At 70.6% G+C, this 18,798-nt stretch carries 19 protein-coding genes; 14 read left to right on the top strand and 5 right to left on the bottom strand.

Going from position 1 to position 18,798, the window contains the following annotated elements:
* Positions 1-53 precede the first annotated feature (53 nt).
* Complete coding sequence (locus ICW72_RS02730) at positions 54-1,013, bottom strand: tripartite tricarboxylate transporter substrate binding protein (RefSeq protein WP_191084826.1); 960 nt, start codon at positions 1,011-1,013, stop codon at positions 54-56.
* Positions 1,014-1,194: 181 nt separating this feature from the next.
* Here ICW72_RS02730 and rplM point away from each other — a divergent pair, with 181 nt between their 5' ends.
* The 6 genes from rplM (at position 1,195) to ICW72_RS02700 (ending at position 5,048) form a co-directional block, all read left to right on the top strand.
* Positions 1,195-1,680 carry a 50S ribosomal protein L13 gene (rplM, locus tag ICW72_RS02725; RefSeq protein ID WP_191084825.1) on the top strand — a complete coding sequence of 162 codons (486 nt, stop codon included), beginning with the start codon at positions 1,195-1,197 and terminating at the stop codon, positions 1,678-1,680.
* A gap of 5 nt (positions 1,681-1,685) precedes the next feature.
* Complete coding sequence (rpsI, locus tag ICW72_RS02720) at positions 1,686-2,186, top strand: 30S ribosomal protein S9 (RefSeq protein WP_191084824.1); 501 nt, start codon at positions 1,686-1,688, stop codon at positions 2,184-2,186.
* A gap of 126 nt (positions 2,187-2,312) precedes the next feature.
* Entirely contained in the window at positions 2,313-3,272 is a 960-nt protein-coding gene (argC, locus tag ICW72_RS02715) for an N-acetyl-gamma-glutamyl-phosphate reductase (RefSeq protein WP_191084823.1), read from the top strand.
* Positions 3,273-3,277: 5 nt separating this feature from the next.
* Entirely contained in the window at positions 3,278-3,829 is a 552-nt protein-coding gene (locus ICW72_RS02710; protein ID WP_191084822.1) for a gamma carbonic anhydrase family protein, read from the top strand.
* Complete coding sequence (locus ICW72_RS02705; protein ID WP_191084821.1) at positions 3,826-4,416, top strand: hypothetical protein; 591 nt, start codon at positions 3,826-3,828, stop codon at positions 4,414-4,416. The genes ICW72_RS02710 and ICW72_RS02705 overlap by 4 nt, the downstream gene beginning before the upstream one ends.
* Positions 4,416-5,048, top strand: a complete 633-nt coding sequence (locus ICW72_RS02700; protein WP_191084820.1) for a hypothetical protein — start codon at positions 4,416-4,418, stop codon at positions 5,046-5,048. The genes ICW72_RS02705 and ICW72_RS02700 overlap by 1 nt, the downstream gene beginning before the upstream one ends.
* A 52-nt stretch (positions 5,049-5,100) precedes the next feature.
* Here the strand turns inward: ICW72_RS02700 and ICW72_RS02695 are convergent, their stop codons facing one another.
* Entirely contained in the window at positions 5,101-6,903 is a 1,803-nt protein-coding gene (locus ICW72_RS02695; protein WP_191084819.1) for a PHA/PHB synthase family protein, read from the bottom strand.
* A gap of 163 nt (positions 6,904-7,066) precedes the next feature.
* On the opposite strand from ICW72_RS02695, the gene ICW72_RS02690 reads away from it, so the two are divergent.
* The 8 genes from ICW72_RS02690 (at position 7,067) to cuyB (ending at position 15,423) form a co-directional block, all read left to right on the top strand.
* Positions 7,067-7,579 (top strand): hypothetical protein, encoded by a 513-nt coding sequence (locus ICW72_RS02690; RefSeq protein WP_191084818.1) that lies wholly within the window; start codon positions 7,067-7,069, stop codon positions 7,577-7,579.
* A 110-nt stretch (positions 7,580-7,689) separates the two neighbouring features.
* Positions 7,690-8,904 (top strand): LL-diaminopimelate aminotransferase, encoded by a 1,215-nt coding sequence (locus tag ICW72_RS02685; protein WP_191084817.1) that lies wholly within the window; start codon positions 7,690-7,692, stop codon positions 8,902-8,904.
* A complete protein-coding gene (locus ICW72_RS02680; RefSeq protein ID WP_191084816.1) occupies positions 8,901-10,193 on the top strand; it encodes a homoserine dehydrogenase in 1,293 nt (430 codons plus the stop codon). Before ICW72_RS02685 ends, ICW72_RS02680 begins: the two co-directional genes overlap by 4 nt.
* Positions 10,194-10,218: 25 nt before the next feature.
* On the top strand, positions 10,219-11,220 hold the full coding sequence (gene glpX, locus ICW72_RS02675) for a class II fructose-bisphosphatase (RefSeq protein WP_223880774.1): 1,002 nt from the start codon (positions 10,219-10,221) through the stop codon (positions 11,218-11,220).
* A complete protein-coding gene (recJ, locus tag ICW72_RS02670) occupies positions 11,220-12,980 on the top strand; it encodes a single-stranded-DNA-specific exonuclease RecJ (RefSeq protein ID WP_191084815.1) in 1,761 nt (586 codons plus the stop codon). Before glpX ends, recJ begins: the two co-directional genes overlap by 1 nt.
* A gap of 196 nt (positions 12,981-13,176) precedes the next feature.
* Entirely contained in the window at positions 13,177-13,869 is a 693-nt protein-coding gene (locus tag ICW72_RS02665) for a hypothetical protein (RefSeq protein WP_191084814.1), read from the top strand.
* A gap of 103 nt (positions 13,870-13,972) precedes the next feature.
* On the top strand, positions 13,973-14,728 hold the full coding sequence (locus tag ICW72_RS02660) for a sulfite exporter TauE/SafE family protein (RefSeq protein ID WP_223880773.1): 756 nt from the start codon (positions 13,973-13,975) through the stop codon (positions 14,726-14,728).
* Positions 14,725-15,423: a cysteate racemase gene (gene cuyB, locus ICW72_RS02655; RefSeq protein ID WP_191084812.1), complete on the top strand. Its 699-nt coding sequence runs from the start codon at positions 14,725-14,727 to the stop codon at positions 15,421-15,423. Before ICW72_RS02660 ends, cuyB begins: the two co-directional genes overlap by 4 nt.
* Here the strand turns inward: cuyB and ICW72_RS02650 are convergent.
* From ICW72_RS02650 to ICW72_RS02640, 3 genes are read right to left on the bottom strand one after another with little or no spacing between them, the layout of a single operon-like run.
* Positions 15,408-15,896, bottom strand: coding sequence for a nucleoside deaminase (locus ICW72_RS02650; protein WP_191084811.1), 489 nt, complete (start codon positions 15,894-15,896; stop codon positions 15,408-15,410). The genes cuyB and ICW72_RS02650 overlap by 16 nt on opposite strands.
* On the bottom strand, positions 15,893-17,179 hold the full coding sequence (locus tag ICW72_RS02645; protein WP_191084810.1) for an ArgE/DapE family deacylase: 1,287 nt from the start codon (positions 17,177-17,179) through the stop codon (positions 15,893-15,895). Before ICW72_RS02645 ends, ICW72_RS02650 begins: the two co-directional genes overlap by 4 nt.
* 14 nt (positions 17,180-17,193) lie before the next feature.
* Positions 17,194-18,762, bottom strand: coding sequence for an ABC transporter substrate-binding protein (locus ICW72_RS02640; RefSeq protein ID WP_191084809.1), 1,569 nt, complete (start codon positions 18,760-18,762; stop codon positions 17,194-17,196).
* Positions 18,763-18,798 lie beyond the last annotated feature (36 nt).

Genomic DNA, 18,798 nt, shown 5'->3' with positions numbered 1-18,798 from the left:
TGGGTGGTGTCCCGCAGGTGTAACGCCGCATGGCCTGGCGCGTCTTGCGAAGGTCAGGCGCCGGGGGTGATGCCCGCGCGGCTCATCAATTCGCGGTTCTGCTCCAGCTCGCGCGGGATGCGGGCGACCAGCGCCTCCGTGCCGAACTCGTCGGGGGCGAGGCCGCGGCTTCGCATGAAGGCGATGGCCTCCGGCGTGCTGAAGCTCTCGATCGCGGCCTGGGTGATCCGGCGCGCCTGCTCGGGCTGCATGCCGCGCGGGCCGTGCAGCGAATACCAGGCGCCCCCGCCAAAGCCCGCGAAGCCCTGTTCGGCGACGGTCGGGATGTCGGGATAGGCCGCGATGCGCTCCTTGTTGGCCGCGCCCAGCACGCGCACCCGTCCCGCCTCCACCTGCCCGCGCGAGGCCGCGACCAGGACGATCATGCAGTCCACCCGGCCGGAGATCACTTCGGTCAGCGCCGCAGGGGCGCCGTTGAAGGGCACGTGCAGCATCTCGACCCCCGCCCGCGCCGTCAGCTCGACCATGGGCAGGTGGGCCGTGGTCCCCACACCCCAGCTCGCGTAGCTGAGCTGGCCCGGGCGCTGGCGGGCGGCGGCGAAAAGCGCTTCCAGGCTGCCCCAGCGCTCATTCGCCACCAGCCAGGCCTCGGTGGTGCAGACCGCGGTCATGTGCGTGAAGTCGCGCACCGGGTCATAGCCGGGCTCGCGGATGGCGAGCGGCGCCATGGCCATGGTGACCACGGTGGCCAGCAGCAGGGTGCGCCCATCGGGCTGGGCGCGGGCCACGTGCCGGGCGGCGATGGTGGTGGAGGCGCCGGGCTTGTGGTCCATGATGAAGGTGCCGCCCAGGCGTTGCGCCAGGCCCTCGGTCACGATGCGCCCCACCACGTCCGAGGCGCCGCCCGCCGCATAGGGAATGACGACGGAAGTGACGCCCGACTGCGCGCGGGCCGGGATGAAGGGGGCCGCGAGCAGTGGCGCGGCGAGCGCCGCGCGGCGGGTGATGGACATGCGTGTTTCCTCCAGGGATTCTTCTGGTTGTGACGCAGCCTGCCAAGCCGGGCGGGGGAAAAGCAAGAAATTGCCGCGCAATCCGGTATGATGATACCACGCACGAAAAACCCAGTCCGCGCTTGACCTCGCGCGCCACCTGGGGCACATGAGCGTCGGTTTTTCAATTCCAGGGTAGATCATGCTCAGCACACAGACCCGCTCGCTGAAGCCGGCGGAGGTCCAGAAGGGCTGGTGGGTGATTGACGCCGACGGCCTCATTCTCGGCCGCCTCGCGTCCATCGTCGCCAACCGGCTTCGCGGCAAGCACAAGCCGCAATTCACCCCGCATGTGGATTGTGGCGACCATGTCGTCATCATCAATGCCGACAAGGTGCGGCTGACCGGCAACAAGGCCGAGCAGGAATTCTTCTACTGGCACACCGGCTATGCCGGTGGCGTGAAGGGCCGCAGCCTGCGCCAGCGCCTCGAAAGCCGCTACCCCGAGCGCGTGGTCGAGAAGGCCGTGGAGCGCATGATCACCCGTGGTCCGCTCGGCCGGAAGCAGATGAAGAACCTGCACATCTACGCCGGCACCGAGCATCCCCATGCCGGCCAGTCGCCCGTGGCCCTCGATGTCGCGGCCATGAACCGCAAGAATGTCGCGCCTGGCGCGCAGAAGGCCTGACCCAGATGAGCGAGCAGACCACGGCGAATTCCCTCGCCGACCTCAAGAGCCTCGTCCAGGGCACCCCGGCCGCCGAAGGCGCCGCCGAGGCCGTGAAGCGCGAGCCGAAGCGTGACGCCCAGGGCCGCGCCTATGCCACCGGCTCCCGCAAGGAGAGCGTGGCGCGCGTCTGGATCAAGCCGGGCAAGGGCGTCATCACCATCAACGACAAGCCGGCGTCGAAGTATTTCGCGCGCCCGGTGCTGCGGATGCTGATCACCCAGCCCTTCCTGGTGGCCGACCGCTACCAGACCTTCGACGTCATCGCGACGGTGGTGGGCGGCGGTCTCTCGGGCCAGGCCGGCGCGGTGCGCCACGGCATCTCCCGCGCGCTGACCAACTATGAGCCGGAACTGCGCGGCATCCTGAAGAAGGCCGGCTTCCTGACGCGCGACCCGCGTGCGGTCGAGCGCAAGAAGTACGGCAAGATGAAGGCGCGACGTTCCTTCCAGTTCAGCAAGCGCTGACCGCCGGGCCCGGCGTCAGCGCCGGCCCGAACGGCTGTCATACCTTCCGAAAGGGGCGGGCCCACCAGGGTCCGCCCCTTTCTTATTCGCCCCTTCCGGTCCAGACTTGGCGCAGAGGAAAGCCCCATGACCCCCAGCATCTTCATTGACGGCGAGGCCGGCACCACCGGGCTGCAAATCCGCCAGCGCCTGGAACTGCTGTCCAATGTCACGGTCCGTTCCATCGCGCCCGAGCGCCGCAAGGACCCCGAGGCCCGCCGCGCCATGATGGAGGAGGTGGACCTGGTGGTCCTCTGCCTGCCCGATGACGCGGCGCGGGAGAGTGCTGCGCTGGCCGCCTCGCTGGGCGAGCGCGCGCCCAAGCTGCTGGACGCCAGCACCGCCCACCGCGTTGCCGCCGACTGGGAATACGGCCTGGCCGAACTCTCGCCCGAGCAGCCGGCCCGCATCGCCGCCGCCGCGCGCGTCTCCAACCCCGGCTGCTATCCCACCGGCGCCATCCTGCTGCTGCGGCCCCTGGTCGAGGCCGGGCTGATCCCGGCCGACTTCCCCATCAGCGTGAACGCCGTCTCGGGCTATTCCGGCGGCGGCAACGCCATGATCGCGGCCTATGAGGCCCGCACCGCGCCCGATTTCGAACTCTACGGCCTCACGCTGGAGCACAAGCATGTGGCCGAGCTGCAGCTCCATGCCGGGCTGACGCGCCGGCCCATCTTCGTGCCCTCGGTCGGGGATTTCCGCCAGGGCATGATCGACAGCATCCCGCTGCACCTCGACCTGCTGCCCGGCAATCCGGACCCGGCCGCGCTGGAGGAGGCGCTGCGCGCCCGCTATGCCGGCGCCGAGCATGTGCGCGTGGTCCCGGCCGAGCCGGGCGCCAAGCTCGAACCCCAGGCGCTGAACAACACCAATGGCATCGAGCTGCGCGTGCATGGCAATGCCAAGCGCGGCCAGGCGGTGCTGACGGCCCGTTACGACAACCTCGGCAAGGGCGCCTCGGGCGCGGCGGTGCAGAATATCGGATTGATGCTGGGGATCGCGGTGCAGACCACGCTGCCCGGTGCCACGCAACAGGCGGCGGAGTGACGCGCATGGGTCCCCTCTATCCCTTCGAAGGCAAGCTGCCGGTGGTGCACCCCGAGGCCTGGGTGGCGCCCACCGCGGCCGTCATCGGCGATGTCGAGATCGGGGCCGGCGCCAATATCTGGTACCATTGCGTGCTGCGCGGTGACACGAACGTCATCCGCATCGGGCCGCGCACCAATATCCAGGACGGCACCATCATCCATGTGAATGCCGGACGGCAGTCCACCATCATCGGCGCCGATGTCACGGTGGGCCATGCCGCCATCATCCACGCCTGCAAGCTGGAGGACCGCGCCTTCGTCGGCATGGGCGCCACCGTGCTGGATGACGCGGTGGTGGAGGCGGGCGGCGTGCTGGCCGCGGGGTCGGTCCTGCCGCCGGGCAAGCGCATCGGCGCGCTGGAACTCTGGATGGGCAACCCCGCGAAGCTGGTCCGCGTTCTCACGGTCGAGCAGCGCGCGGGTTTCGACACGACGGCGAAGCATTATGTGGAGCTGTCGGGGCGGCACCGTGCCTCGCTCGCCCCCCTCCTGGAACCGGAGACGCACAGCCCATGACCCCGAAGCGCCGTGCCCTGATCATGCTCATGCCGGTGGCGCTCGCCGCCTGCGCGGGCGTCACGCCACCCGAAACAGCGACCATGCCCAGCAACTATCTGCTGGGCGCGGGCGACCCCACGCGCGGCGCGGTCTTCGCCGCCAGCGGCACCTTCGCCCGGCCCGGCCAGCTTCAGGGCCGGCCGGCGGCGGCCGCGCGGGCCCTGGCCAACATGGAATACATCACCGTGGCCCTCCCGCAGGACCAGTTGATGAGTATCCGGCTGGACGGGATGACGGAGCTGCAGCTTCTCGCCGCGCGCCGCGAATGGCGGGCAGCGCTGGGTATCGCCGAGGCCGCGCCCGCGCAGGGTGTGATTGATGGCCTGCTGGCGGCCGAGGCGGCGCTTTCGGCCAATGAGCCGGGCAGGGCGGGGGCGGCGCTCAGCACGCCCGCCTTCACCGCCGGGCCCGAGGCCACGCTGGGGCGCCTCGCCGCGCTGCCACCCCTGCCGCAGACGGCCCGCGCCGCCGAGATGGCCCGCCTGTCGCTCGACCGGCAGATCGAGGTGCCCCGCAGTGTCTCAAGCCTGGGCCGCCACCGCTGATGCGCGCGCTGGGCGTCCTTGCCATGGCGGCGCTGCTGGCGGGCTGCGCCGAGGCGCGCCGCCCGGCCGTGCCCGAACCCGCGGCCGAATTGTCGGATGGGCGGGTGGTGACGCCGCTCAGCGCCATTCTGGACCTCGCCATTGCCGATGCGACCGCGCCCGAGACGGCGCGTGACAACCGCCCGGTCGAGGCCGCGCATGCCGCCGCCCGGCTGGAATGGCTTTCAGGCGAGACGCGGGCGGGCTACCGGCTGGCGAATCTTCCCTCCTCGCACCGCTTCGCCCTGCAACGCGCGGTGGATGAAAGCCGCGCGGCGCTGGCCATCTCACCCGATGCGACGCCCGAGCAGGTGGTGCAGGCACTGCTGGCCGCCTCGCGTGCCCTGCAGGCCAATGACGCGGCGGCGGTGCAGCAGGCCATGAATTCGCCGGTCTTCCTGCGCGTGCGTCCCGACGCGCTGGCACGTCTGCGCCAGCCGGGACCCCGCCCGGGCGCGGCCCTGGCCCTGCCCGCGCTGCGCGAGGAATTGGAGCGCCACCAGGGCTTCGCCGGACGGGGCCTTGGCGGCCCGGTGGGCGCCGAGCCGGTGGGGGTGCTGAACTGGATGGGGCTGGCCGGCCCGCCGCTCTGACGCGTCCGATCGTCCCGGCGCAGCCGGGGCGTGAATCGGCCGCGCAGCCCCTTCAGTCCACCGCCATCACCCGCACATAGCTGCCAGGCGCGGCCTCGATGGGCTTGAGCTGCCCATCGCCCGGCTTGCGCGCGGGCACCTGCGTGTTGTCCATGGCGCTGGCCCAGCGGTGCCAGTCCGGCCACCAGCTTCCGGCCAGCTCCGTGGCACCGGCCAGCCAGGCCTCGGGGTCGGGCGGCAGGTCCTCGTTGATCCAGTGGCTGTACTTGCCGGAATCGGGCGGGTTCACCACGCCGGCGATATGGCCGGACGCCGCGAGGACGAAGCGCACCTTGCCGCCATAGACCTGGGTGGCGCGGTAGGTGCTCTTCCAGGGCGCGATGTGGTCCTCGCGCGTCGAGATCATGTAGGTCGGCACCTTGATCTTGCGCAGGTCGATCTTGGTGCCGAGCAGTTCCAGCACGTTCGGCTTGATGAGGTCATTCTGCTGGTACATCCGGCGCAGGTAGAAGCTGTGCATCCTGGCCGGCATGCGCGTGCTGTCGTCGTTCCAGTAGAGCAGGTCGAAGGGGAAGGGGTCCTGGCCCATCAGGTAGTTGTTCACCACGAAGGACCAGATCAGGTCGTTGGCGCGCAGCATGTTGAAGGTGGTGGCCATCTCGCGGCCATCCAGGAAGCCGCGCTTGTCCATCTTGCCTTCGAGCGCCGTCAGCTGCTCCTCGTCAATGAAGACGCCGAGTTCGCCGGGCTGCGCGAAATCCGTCAGCGTCACGAAATAGGTGGCGGATTTGATGCGGTTGTCGCGCCGCACGGCCATGTGGGCGAGGGTGGTCGCCAACAGCGTCCCGCCCAGGCAATAGCCGATGGCGTTCACCTCGCGCTCACCCGTCGCGGCCTCGATGGCGTCCAATGCCGCCAGCACGCCCTCGCGCATGTAGTCGTCGAAGCCCTTGTCGGCCAGGCTCTCGTCGGGGTTCACCCAGGAGGCGACGAAGACCGTGTGCCCCTGGTCCACCGCCCAGCGGATGAAGCTGTTCTTGGGCCGCAGGTCCAGGATGTAGAACTTGTTGATCCAGGGCGGGAAGATCACGAGCGGGCGCTTCAGCACCGTCTCGGTGGTGGGGTTGTACTGGATCAGCTGCATCAGGTCGTTCTGGAAGACGACCTGGCCCGGGGTGACGGCGATGTTCTCGCCCACGCGGAACTTGCTGTCATCCGTCATGCGGATGCGCAGCTTGCCCTTGCCGCGCTCCAGGTCGGCCAGGAGGTTGGACAGGCCCTTGAGCAGGTTGGTCCCGCCCGTCTCGGCCGTGCGGCGCAGCACCTCGGGATTGGTCAGGACGAAGTTCGCGGGGCTCATCGCGTCCACGAATTGCCGTGTGTAGAAATCCACCTTCTGCGCGGTCTTCTCGTCCAGCCCATCGGCGCTGTTGACGGCCGTGGTGAAGTAACGCGCCGCCAGCAAATAGGACTGGCGGATGAAGTCGAACACCTCGTTCTCGCGCCAGGCATCGTCCTTGAAGCGGCGGTCGCCGCGCGGTTCCTCGATGACGGGGCCGGGGTCGCCGCCCATCATGCGCCGCGCGGTGTGGGACCAGAGCGTGATGTAGTCCTGCCAGAAGCCGAGCTGCGCCTCCATCAGCTTGGCCGGGTTGGCCATGAGGCGGCTCGTCATCTCCATGAAGGCGCCGCCGATGTTCAGCGGGTCCGGGTTGGCGTCGGTCTCGGCCTGGCGCTTCAGGAAGTCGCCCACGATGCGCTGGCTGCGCTCGGCCACCTCGGCCATGGTGCGGGTGACGAGGCGGGGGTCGGGCAGGCGGAAGTCTGGCATCGGGTCGCCGGGCTTTTCGGTCATTCGAGGTCCTATGGGCGGGGTCCCGTGGCCGGGACCGTCGTCTTGCGCGCAGAATAGGCCCTTTCCACGCGCCGCGCGAGTTTCGCGGTGCATTCCGGCGGGCGGCGATCTGCTTTATCCAGGCGGGAGACGTCGGAGGGGACAACGCGTGCCGCGCCAGACCATGCCTGCCCAAGCCCTGCCGGGGCTCGCCCTGCTGGCGCTGCTGCTGCCTGGCTGCGGCGCCCTGCCCGAGCGCGGCAACCCCATCTCCCTGTGGCGGGACGCGACGGGGGCCAGCCTGGACGCGCGGCTACCGCCCCCAGGCCTCGACCAGCCCACGCCCAACCTCGCCAGCGTGCCGCCCGTGCCCAACCGGCCGGACCTCGCCACGCGCAACGCCATCCTGCGCGGGCTGGAGGGCACGCGCGACGCCGCCGCCGCCCCGCTGCCCGACGGTCGGCCCGATGCGCCCCGCGCCGCCTCCGCCTCGCCGGGCAACCCGCCCATTCCGGCCGGCCCGCCGCCGCCGCCGCGCCTGGTGCGCGCGCCGGGCGTGCCCTGGGGCCCCGCGCGCGGCGCGGCGCCCGAGCCTGCCCTGCCGCCGCTGCCCCAGCCGGAACCCGGCGCCCTGCCGCCGCCGCCCGCGCCGGAGCTTCTGGCGCCCCCGCCGCCGCCGAACCTGCGGGGCGGATGACGCACTGCCACGACTCCGCTACACCCGCCCCATCATCAACCGCCAATGGCCCGCGCCCGCGGGCCTAGCCCGGCAGGCCAAGCGCCCGCCCGACCGAGGAGTGGCCACCCATGGCCGAGGAATTCCACCGCATCCGCCGCCTGCCGCCCTATGTCTTCGCCGAGGTGAACACCGCCAAGGCCAAGGCCCGGGCCGCCGCGGAGGACATCGTGGACCTCGGCATGGGCAACCCCGACAGCCCGACGCCCGCGCATATCGTGGCCAAGCTGGTCGAGACGGTGCAGGATCCGCGCAGCCACCGCTATTCCATGTCCAAGGGCATCCCCGGGCTGCGCAAGGCGCTGGCCGGCTACTACGCCCGCCGCTTCGGCGTGAAGCTGGACCCGGAGACGGAGGTCGTCGCCACGCTCGGCTCCAAGGAGGGGCTGGCGAACCTCGCCCAGGCCATCACCTCGCCGGGCGACACCATCCTGGTGCCCAACCCGTCCTATCCCATCCATCAGTTCGGCTTCATCATCGCGGGCGCGACCGCGCGCAGCATTCCCTACACGCCCGATGACGCGATGTTGGAGGCCATCACCCGCGCGGTGAAGCATTCCGTGCCCAAGCCCACCGCGCTGATCGTGAACTTCCCCTCGAATCCGACGGCGCTGCTGGCCAGCCGCGAATTCTACAAGGAGCTGGTGCGGATCGCCCGCCAACACGAGCTGTTCATCCTGAGCGACCTGGCCTACGCGGAACTCTATTTCGACGAGGCGAACCCGCCGCCCTCCGTGCTGGAAATCCCGGGGGCGATGGATTGCACGGTGGAGTTCACCAGCCTCTCCAAGACCTACAACATGCCGGGCTGGCGCATGGGCTTCGCGGCGGGCAACCCGCGGCTGATCTCGGCGCTGGCGCGGGTGAAGTCCTATCTGGACTATGGCGCCTTCACGCCCATCCAGGTCGCGGCCGCCGCCGCGCTGAACGGCCCGCAGGATTGCGTGGCGGAGATGCGGGCGCTGTACCGCGAGCGGCGCGACGTGCTGGTGAAGGGGCTGCAACAGGCCGGCTGGGACGTGCCCCCCTGCGAGGGCTCCATGTTCCTCTGGGCGCCGATCCCCGAGCGCTTCCGTGACCTGGGCTCGGTCGGCTTCTCCAAGCTGCTGCTGGAAAAGGCCAAGGTGGCCGTGGCCCCCGGCGTGGGCTTCGGCGAGCATGGCGACGGGCATGTCCGCATCGCCCTCGTCGAGAACAGCCAGCGCATCCGTCAGGCGCTGCGCGGCATCCGGACTTTTTTGCAGGGGGACAATGCAGCCCCCGTCGAGGAACAGATCAAGGCATGACGTCTCCCCTCAAACTTGGCGTGGCGGGGCTCGGCACCGTCGGCGCCGGCGTGATCTCCCTGCTGCGCGCCAATGCGGGGCTGATCGCGGCCCGCGCCGGCCGGCCCATCGAAGTGGTGTCCGTCTCCGCGCGGGATCGCGGGCGGGACCGTGGCGTGTCGCTGGACGGCCTCGCCTGGCATGAGGATCCCGTGGCGCTAGCCACGACGCCTGGGCTGGATGCGGTGGTCGAGGTGATGGGCGGCTCGGAAGGCCCGGCCCGTGCGCTGGTCGAGGCGTCGCTCGCCGCCGGGCGGCCCGTTGTCACGGCCAACAAGGCGCTGCTGGCCACCCATGGCGTGGCGCTGGCGCGGCTGGTGGAGAAGACGGGCGCGACCATGGCCTATGAGGCCGCGGTGGCCGGCGGCATCCCCGCCATCAAGGCCCTGCGCGAAGGCCTGGCCGCCAACCGCATCACCCGTGTGGCCGGCATCCTGAACGGCACCTGCAACTACATCCTGACCGAGATGCGCGTGAAGGGCCTGCCCTTCGCCACCGTGCTCAAGACCGCGCAGGAACTCGGCTATGCCGAGGCCGATCCGGGCTTCGACATTGACGGCGTGGATGCGGCGCACAAGCTGGCCATCCTGGCCGCGCTCGCCTTCGGACGGCCGGTGGACCTGGACGCGCTGCACATCGAGGGCATCCGCCACGTCTCCGCACTCGACATCGCGCTGGCGGGCGAACTCGGCTACCGCATCAAGCTGCTGGGCATCGCCTCGCGCGAGCAGGGCGGCGTGACCGCCCGCGTCCACCCCTGCATGGTGCCGGAAGCGAGCCCGCTGGCCGCGGTCGAAGGCGTGTTCAACGCCGTGCTCGCCGAGGGCGACGCGGTGGGCCGCGTGGTGCTGCAAGGCCGCGGCGCCGGCGCCGGCCCCACGGCCAGCGCGGTGGTGGCGGACCTCATTGACCTCGCGCGCGGACGTGCCGCACCGCTCTGGGGGGCGGCGTCGGACACGCTCGACGCCTCGCCCGCCTTGCCCATGGCGGCGCATCGCGGCGCCTATTACCTGCGGCTGATGGTGCTGGACCAGCCGGGCGTGATCGCGGACGTGACGGCGGTGCTGCGCGATGCGCGCATCAGCCTCGAATCCATGCTCCAGCGCGGCCGCGCGCCGGGCGAGGCCGTGCCCGTCGTCCTCGTCACCCATGAATGCGAGGAGGCGCAGATGAGCCAGGCGCTTGCCCGCCTCGCCGCCCTTCCCACCGTGGTGGAACCCCCCGCCATGATCCGCATCGAGGCGCTGTGAGCGTCCACCCCCGGAGGAACGACCAATGAGCGAGACCGAAGCCAAGCCCATGATGCAGGTGGACCGCAACCTGGCGCTGGAGCTGGTGCGCGTGACCGAGGCCGCCGCTCTTTCGGCCAGCCGCTGGGTCGGCAAGGGCGACAAGAACGCGGCCGATGGCGCGGCGGTGGAAGCCATGCGCGCGGCCTTCGACAGCGTGGCCATTGACGGCACCGTCGTCATCGGCGAGGGCGAGATGGACGAGGCGCCGATGCTCTATATCGGCGAGAAGGTGGGGCTCTACGCCCGCTCGGGCGGCGGCATGCGCGCCGACATCGCGGTGGACCCGCTGGAGGGCACCAGCACCACGGCCAAGGGCGGCCCCAATGCCATGGCCGTGGTGGCGCTGGCCGGGCGCGGCGGCTTCCTGCACGCCCCCGATGTCTACATGGACAAGATCGCGGTCGGCCCCGGCCTGCCGGAGGGCGTCGTGGATCTGGACCGCAGCCCCGAGGAGAACCTGCGCGCGCTCGCCAAGGCCAAGGGCGCGGAGGTGGGCGACCTCACCGTCTGCATCCTGGACCGCGACCGCCACAAGGACATCATCAAGGCCTGCCGCGCGGCCGGCGCCCGCCTCATGCTGATCCCGGATGGCGACGTGTTCGGCGTGCTGGCCGTGGCCCAGCCCGAGGCGGGCGTGGACATGTATCTGGGCTGGGGCGGCGCGCCGGAGGGCGTGCTGGCGGCGGCGGCGCTGCGCTGCATCGGCGGGCAGATGCAGGGGCGCCTCATCTATGAGGACGACACCCAGATCGAGCGCGCGCGGGAGATGGGCATCACCGACGTCCACGCCAAATATTCCATGGAAGAGATGGCCAAGGGCGATGTGATGTTCGCCGCCACCGGCGTCACCACCGGGCCGCTGCTGCGCGGGGTGCGCTTCTTCGCGGGCGGGGCGACCACGCATTCCATCGTGATGCGCAGCAAGTCCGGCACGGTGCGCTATGTGGAAGGCCACCACAATTTCCGCGTGAAGCCCATCTTCTGATGGAGACCGCGCTCGGGGTCGAGCGCAGCCTGAGCGGGCGGGCCTGGTATTGGCGCCCATATGAGGGGCGGATCGCGGCCGGGCTGTCCCAGCGCCTGGGCCTGCCCGAGCTGATCGGGCGGCTGATGGCGGCGCGGGGCGTGGGCCTCGACGCCGCGCAGGACTTCCTCAACCCCACCCTTCGCGCCCTGCTGCCCGACCCCTCGGTGCTGCTGGACATGGATGCGGCCGCGGCGCGCATCGCCGATGCGGTGGCGCGGGGCGAGCGCGTGGCCGTCTATGCCGATTACGACGTGGACGGCGCCTGTTCGGGCGCCATCATGCTGCACGCGCTACGCCAATGGGGCGTGGTGGCCACACACTACGTGCCTGACCGTCTGGCCGAGGGCTATGGGCCGAACGGCCCCGCCATCGCCCGGCTGGTGGCGGCGGGGGCGCAACTCATCATCTGCGTGGATTGCGGCATCGCGGCGCATGAGGCGCTGGCCGTCGCCGCCGGCCAGGCCGATGTGGTGGTGCTGGACCACCACAAGAGCGATGGCGCGCCGCCGCGTGTGGTGGCGGCGGTGAACCCGAACCGCTTCGACTGCCCCTCGGGCCTGCGGCAGCTTTGCGCGGCGGGGGTCGCTTTCCTGGCCGTGGTCGCGATCCAGCGCGAATTGCGAAGGCGCGGCTTCTTCGCGGCGCGGCCGGAGCCCGATCTGCGCCTGTTGCTCGATCTCGTGGCGCTTGCCACGGTCTGCGACGTGGTGCCGCTGGTGGGCGTAAACCGCGCGCTGGTGGTGCAGGGCCTGCGCGTGCTGGCGCGACGGGAACGCGCCGGGATGGCCGCGCTGCTGGACCTCGCGGCCGCGCGGGATGCGCCCAGCGCGCACACGCTGGGCTTCGTGCTGGGCCCGCGCATCAATGCGGGCGGGCGGATCGCGGCACCTGATCTCGGCCTGCGCCTGCTGACGGAATCCGACCCCATCACCGCCCGCGCCATGGCCGAGCGGCTGGATTCCGTGAACCGCGAACGCCAGGAGGTGGAGGCGGGCGTGCTGGCTTCCGCCATGCGCCAGGCCGAGGCGCAGCGCGAGGCGGGCCACGCCGTGCTGCTGCTGCATGGCGAGGGCTGGCACCCGGGCGTGGTCGGCATCGTGGCGGGGCGCGTGCGGGAACGCTTCAACCGCCCGGCCTGCGTGGCCGGCGTGGCGGAGGGCGTGGCGAAGGGTTCGGGCCGCTCGGTGCCGGGCTTCGACCTGGGCGCGGCCGTGATCGCGGCGCGGCAGGCGGGGCTGCTGCTGGCGGGCGGCGGACACGCCATGGCGGCGGGCTTCACCATCGAGGCCAGGCACCTGCCCGCGCTGCACACCCTTCTGGACGAGGCGCTGGCGCCGGCGCGCAACCTGCCGGACGTGGCGCCCATGGTGCTGGACGGCGCGCTGACAGTGCGCGGCGCCACGCTCGATCTGGCGCAATCCGTGGCGAGCCTCGGCCCCTTCGGCGCGGGCCATGACGAACCCGTGCTGGCCCTGACCCGCGCGCGCGTGGTGAAGGCGAGCCGTGTGGGGCGGGAAGGGACCACCATCCGCACCTTCCTTCAGGGCGAGGATGGCGGGCGGCTCAAGGCCGTGTGCTTCCGCGCGGGGGATGGACCCCTTGCCGCGGCGCTGGATTCCCCTGGCGCGGCATTGAATCTTTGCGGCTACCTGCGGACGGAACATTGGCAGGACCAGGTGGGCGTGGGCTTCCATATTCTGGACGCGGCGCGCTGCTGAGCGCAGCTTGTTTTGAATGCGTTCAGAATGTGTGAGAGAAAATTCCTGTAGTCCGCTGAAATTCCGGCATGTCACCCACCGCGCGCGGTTGTGGCGCAAGAAAAATTTCAACCAAACCCAAAAACTCCTTTGCGTGTGACATTTAACCTATGATTAAAATCAACCCACGGCGTGGTCGGAATTGGGAGCACAATCCATGGGTGAAATTCTTCCTGTCGTGAAGGGGCCCGTGTTGGACCGGAAGGTGCGGGAATGCCTGGACCGCTGGCCCCAGCGCCCGCCCGGCATCGAGCCCTCGCTCAAGCAGCCGGGAACCTGGCTGAAGGCGCGCCCCGACAGCGCCTGCACCGTCCATCAACCCTATCTGAAGCTGCCGGGTTCCAAGCAGCTCAAGACCTTGCCGGATGGGCTCTACCTCCATTTCAGCCCCCGCCCGGACGAGCCCTATGTGGACATCCTCTGCATCGAGGCGTGCAGCACCTATCAGAATCTGCTGGACAAGCGTTCGCGCTTCGCGCCCTCCACGGGCTCCCTGCTGGCCGTGTGCCCGGTGGACTGGCTGATGCAGCCCATCCGACCCGGCAGCGCCATCCCGCGCTGGCGGCTGATCCGCACCATCAACCATGAGCCGCGCGCGCCGCTCATCCTGCCGGTGCGCGATGCGCGGGTGCTCTTCGCCCTGCGGCCGCAGCACTACATGGGCTTCGTGTCCTCACAGACCGCCCATGCCCATGAATTCTACTGCCCCATGGACGCGCTGATGGACGAAGGCGGGGACCAAAATCCTGCCCTGCGCGCCCTGATGGCCCGTGCCGCCGCCGCGGCCAACTTCATGGAACTCCCCGCCCGCGCCGAGGGCTGGGATGGCGCCCCGCTGGACAAGGATTGAGCAGAGGCCGCGCGACGGCACCGCGACACGCGCCGCCGGCGCATTCCCCAGGCCGCCGCTCCGGCCCATAAGGGGGCATCCCTCCCGGCTGAGGTCGCCCGCCTTGCTCATCACCGATCCCTGGTTCTACGCGCTCGCCATCCCGGCCTTCCTGCTGACGGGCATCAGCAAGGGCGGCTTCGCCTCGGGGGCGGGGAATGCTGCCGTGCCGCTCATGTCGCTGGCCATCCCGGCACCCCAGGCGGCGGGCATCGCGCTGCCGGTGCTGTGCGCGATGGACATCTCGGCGCTGCGCGCCTGGTGGGGGCGCTGGGACTGGGCGCAGCTGCGCGCCACCCTGCCAGGGGCGATGGTGGGCATCGGGGCGGGCAGCCTGGTGTTCGGCGCGTTGTCCGATGCCGCGGTGAAGCTCATCATCGGCCTCATCACGCTGGCTTTCATCGCGCGCAGCCTTTGGCTGGAGCGGGCGGGGGCCAGCCGCAAGCCGGCCGAGACGAACCACGCCAAGGGCAATTTCTGGGGCGGTGTCTCGGGCTTCACCAGCTTCATCGCCCATGCGGGCGGGCCGCCGCTGGCCGTCTATCTCTACCCGCTGCGGCTGGAGCGCGCCCGGCTGGCCGCCACCACTGTCTTCTTCTTCGCCAGCATCAACTACGTGAAGCTGGTGCCGTATTTCTTCCTGGGCGCGCTGTCCGTGCAGAACGTGCTGACCAGCCTGGTCCTGCTGCCGCTGGCGCCCATTGGAATCAAGCTCGGCGTCTGGCTTTCCGCGCGGGTGGATGACAAGCTCTTCTACCGCATCATCCATGTGCTGTTGTTCGTGACCGGCTGCCAGCTGGTCTATGAGGGGCTTCGATGACACAAATCCTGGGCGTGCTGGGCGGCATGGGACCGCTGGCCTCGGCCGACTTCATGCGGCAGCTCACTTTGCTGACGCCTGCCGAGGACGATCAGGACCATATCCCCACCATCCTCTGGTCCGACCCGCGCGTGCCCAACCGCACCGCGGCGCGGCTCGCGGGCGGCGAGGACCCGCTGCCCGCCCTGATGCGAGGCATCCGTGGGCTGGAGGCGGCCGGCGCCGGCGCCATCGCCATTCCCTGCAACACGGCACATGGCTGGTTCGAGGCCATGTCGGCGCAGACGGCGCTTCCCATCCTGCACATCGTGGACGCGGCGCGAGCCGACCTGCTGCGCCAGGGCGTGAGCGAGGGCCCCATCGGGCTGATGGGCACGGCCGGCACGCTCGCCATGCGGCTCTATCAGGAGCGGATTGGCTTCGACTGCCTGACGCCCTCCGAGGAGGAAATGGCCCGCCTCGTCACCCCCGCCATCGGCGCCGTGAAGGCCAACCGCGTGGATGCGGCCTACGCCCCCCTGGCCGAAGCCGCCCGCCTGCTCCGTGCGCGCGGCGCGAAGGCCGTGGTGCTCGGCTGCACCGAAATCCCGCTCGGCATCGCGGCCGGCCCGGCGTTGGAATTCCCGGTGGTGGACACGGTGGCGGCCCTGGCGCGCGCTTCCATCCTCTGGTCGGGGCGTCAGCCCGTCCAGTAGCCCTGGTGGGGGAGGGCGCCCTCGTCTTCCAACAGGGGGCCCAGCACCGTGACGGGTTGGGCCGCGCTCTCCAGCACCGCGCGACAGGAGAGCGAGAGGCCCGCATTCTCGGGCTTCGCATTCCGCAGGTGCAGGATGGCGCCCGCCGAAAGTCCGTACACCACCCGCCCGATGCCGGTGTAGAAGATGGCCGCCGCGCACATGGCGCAGGGTTCCCCGCTGGAATAGATGGTGGCGGCGCGCAGCCTCTCACGCGGAATGCCCGCCGCGATCACCGCCCCGCAGGCATTCATCTCGGAATGGGCCAGGGTGCCGCCGCCGCCCGCGCCCTGGGTGGACATGCCCTCGGCCAGCACCGTGCCGTCCGGCCCCGCGATCACCGCCGCGAAGGGCCGGTCGCCCCGCGCCCGCGCTTCGCCGGCCAGGGCGAAGGCGTGGCGCAGCAGCGTGAGGTCCAGCGCGCTCGCCGTCATGCGATGGGCTTCACCCCGCACCAATCCGCGATGAAGGTGGCCATGGCGAGCGTCGTGGTCTTCAGGTGCGCCAGGTTCGTCCGCTCGTCGAAGGCGTGGGCGCCCTCGCCCTTGGGGCCGTAGCACAGCGCCGGGATGTCGAAATACAGCCCGTAGAAGCGCGTGTCGTTCACCGCCGTCGTGATGCGGGCCGGCATGTCCTCGCCAAAGGCCTGGCGGTGGGCGTCGGCCAGCACGGCCTCGGCCTCTGTGCCGGGTTCCAGCACATAGCCATCGGCCAGGAAGCCGTGCCAGAGGATCTCGGGCGGGTTGTTGGCCAGGAAGTTGTTGGACCGCGCCGCGGCCGCCACGGCGCGCTCCACCCCCGCGCGGGCCTCGGCCACGTCGGTGCCGGGCAGCAGGCCGATGCGGCAATCCACCTCGCACCAGGCCGGCGTCGAACTGGCCCAGTCGCCCCCGCGGATGATGCCCGGGTTGAACTTCACCGGGTCCGGCACGTCCTTGTACCAGGGGTGGGATTTCGCGGCCTCGTTCACCGCCGCCGTGTGGTCATACAGCGCCTGGATGAGGTGATAGGCGCTCATGATCGCGTTGCTGCCCGTCTGCGCCACGGCCACATGCACGGGCACGCCCCGCACGCGGATGCGGAACCACAGCGTGCCGGTGTGCGCGCGGGTGATGGTGCCGCCGGTGGGCTCCGGGATCAGGCAGGCATCGGCGCGGTAGCCGCGCAGCAGGGTCGCCAGCGCGCCATTGCCGGTGCTCTCCTCCTCCGTCACGGTCTGGAGATACACGTCGCCGCAGGGGGCGTAGCCCGCGCGCGTCACCGCTTCCATGGCGAAGCACATGGCCGCCACGCCCGCCTTCATGTCATGCGCGCCGCGGCCATACATCCAGCCATCATGGATGGCGGCGGCGTAGGGCGGGTGGCTCCACATCTCGTGCGGGCCCTCGGGCACCACGTCGATGTGGCCCTGGATGATCAGGCTGCGGCCCGTGGCGGGCTCGGCCCGCTTCGTCGCCACCACCTGCATGGAGAGGGCAGGGTCCACCTCCACCATGGGGCTCGCCTTAGGGTGGTCCTTCAGCGGCACGTCGGCGATGGAGAAGCGGTCCACCACATAGCCGCGCTGCGCGAACCAGCGGGCGATGTGGTCCTGCAGGGGCCCCTCGCGCCCGCGCAGCGAGGGGTGGCGGACGATCTCGGCCAGGAAGCGCACCTGCTCGTCGAAGCCCGCCTCCACCGCTTCGGAGAGGCGCTGGAGGATCACGGGGTCAGCCATGGGACGGGTCCTGTTCAGGCCGGGGTGGCCAGGATGGCGTTGGTGTAGAAAAGGGGCGAGGGATCATACCGCACCCGGTTCCGCAGCCCCGCCCAATTGTTCCGCAGGTAGTGCACCGGGATGATGCCGAGATCCGCCGTCAGCGCCCGCATGGCCTGCTGGGTCAGCGCGGTGCGGCGCGCCTCGTCCATGGTCCGCAGCGCTTCCTCCAGCGGACGATCCACCTCGGCGTTGGAATAGAGCAGGCGGTTGAAGGGGCCGACACCCGTCGCCGGGTCCCGCGTCATGGCCACCTGGCGCATCATGTTGGCGGCGGTGCTGGTGGTGAAGGTCGCGAAGATCACGGAGAATTCGCGGGCCGTCGCGCGGCTGTAGAAATTGGCCGGTGGCAGCACCTCCACCCGCGTCTCGATGCCCGCGCGCGTCCAGCCCTGGGCCACCGCCTGCAGCAGGTCCGCATCGCCCGGGATCCAGCCATTGGGGCCATGGATGGTGAGGCGGAAGCCCTCGCCCCAGCCCGCCTCGCGCAGCAGGGCGCGGGCGCGGTTCACGTCATAGGCCATCTCCGGCAGGTCCGGCACGCGGTCGGGCAGGGAGGGGGCGGCGAACTGGTTGGCCGGCCGCCCCTGGCCCTGGAACAGCCGCTCCACGATGCCCTGGCGCGGAATGGCGAGGCTGAGCGCCTGGCGCACCCGCACGTCGCGCAGGGGGTTGCGCTCCAGCGGCTGCCCCGCGCGGTTGAACATGTGCGGCGCGGGTTCGCGCACCGTGTCGGGCATGATGTAGCTGGTGGTGACGCTGTCCACGCTGAACAGCGCGATGCGCGGGTCGTTGTTGAAGCGCGGGATGTCCTGGAAGGGGACGTTGTCGATCAGGTCCACATCGCCCGCCAGCAGCGCCGCGCTGCGCGCGCCGGCATTGGTCAGGAAGCGGAAGACGGCGCGCGGCCAGGGGGCGGGGTCGCCCCAGTAGTCGGGGTTGCGCTCCACCTCCAGCCGCTCGCCCTGGGCGTAGGAGACGAACTTATACGGCCCGGTGCCGATCATGCCGCGGCCCGCGTTGAAGTCGGCCAGCGTCGCGTTCGCATGGATGCGGCGCGAGAGGATATGGATCGCGATGATGTCGCGCGGGAAGAAGGGCGTGGGCGCGCTGGTGTGGAAGCGCACCGTTACGGGGTCCACCACCTCGACGCGGCGCACGCTGCGGACCATGGGGGTGAAGGGGCCGGGCGAGTTGGGCACCTGGGGCACGCGCTCGAAGCTGAAGGCGATGTCCTCGGGTTCGAAGGGCGTGCCGTCGTGGAAGCGCACGCCGGAACGCAGCTTGAACTCCCAGGTCAGGTCATCCATCACCCGCCAGGATTCCGCGAGGCGGGGGCGCAGGCTGCCATCGGTGTGCATGAGGACCAGCGTCTCGAAGATCTGGCCCAGCAGCGCGTTGTTGTTGTTGGTGCTGTGGAAATGCGGGTCCATCCCGGTCGGGATGCCGGCCATGCCGACCGTCAGCGGGCGGTTGGGCTGGGCCAGCGCCGCCCCCGCGGGCAGGGCAAGGAAGGGGGAGGCGAGCAGGGCGCGGCGTTGCATGAAGGGGCTCTCGACAGGGCAATGAAGAATGCCATG

This window comes from Roseococcus microcysteis (assembly GCF_014764365.1).
Lineage (GTDB): Bacteria > Pseudomonadota > Alphaproteobacteria > Acetobacterales > Acetobacteraceae > Roseococcus > Roseococcus microcysteis.
The sequence above is the reverse complement of the archived record's forward strand: the minus strand, read 5'-3'. Positions and strand labels throughout refer to the sequence as shown.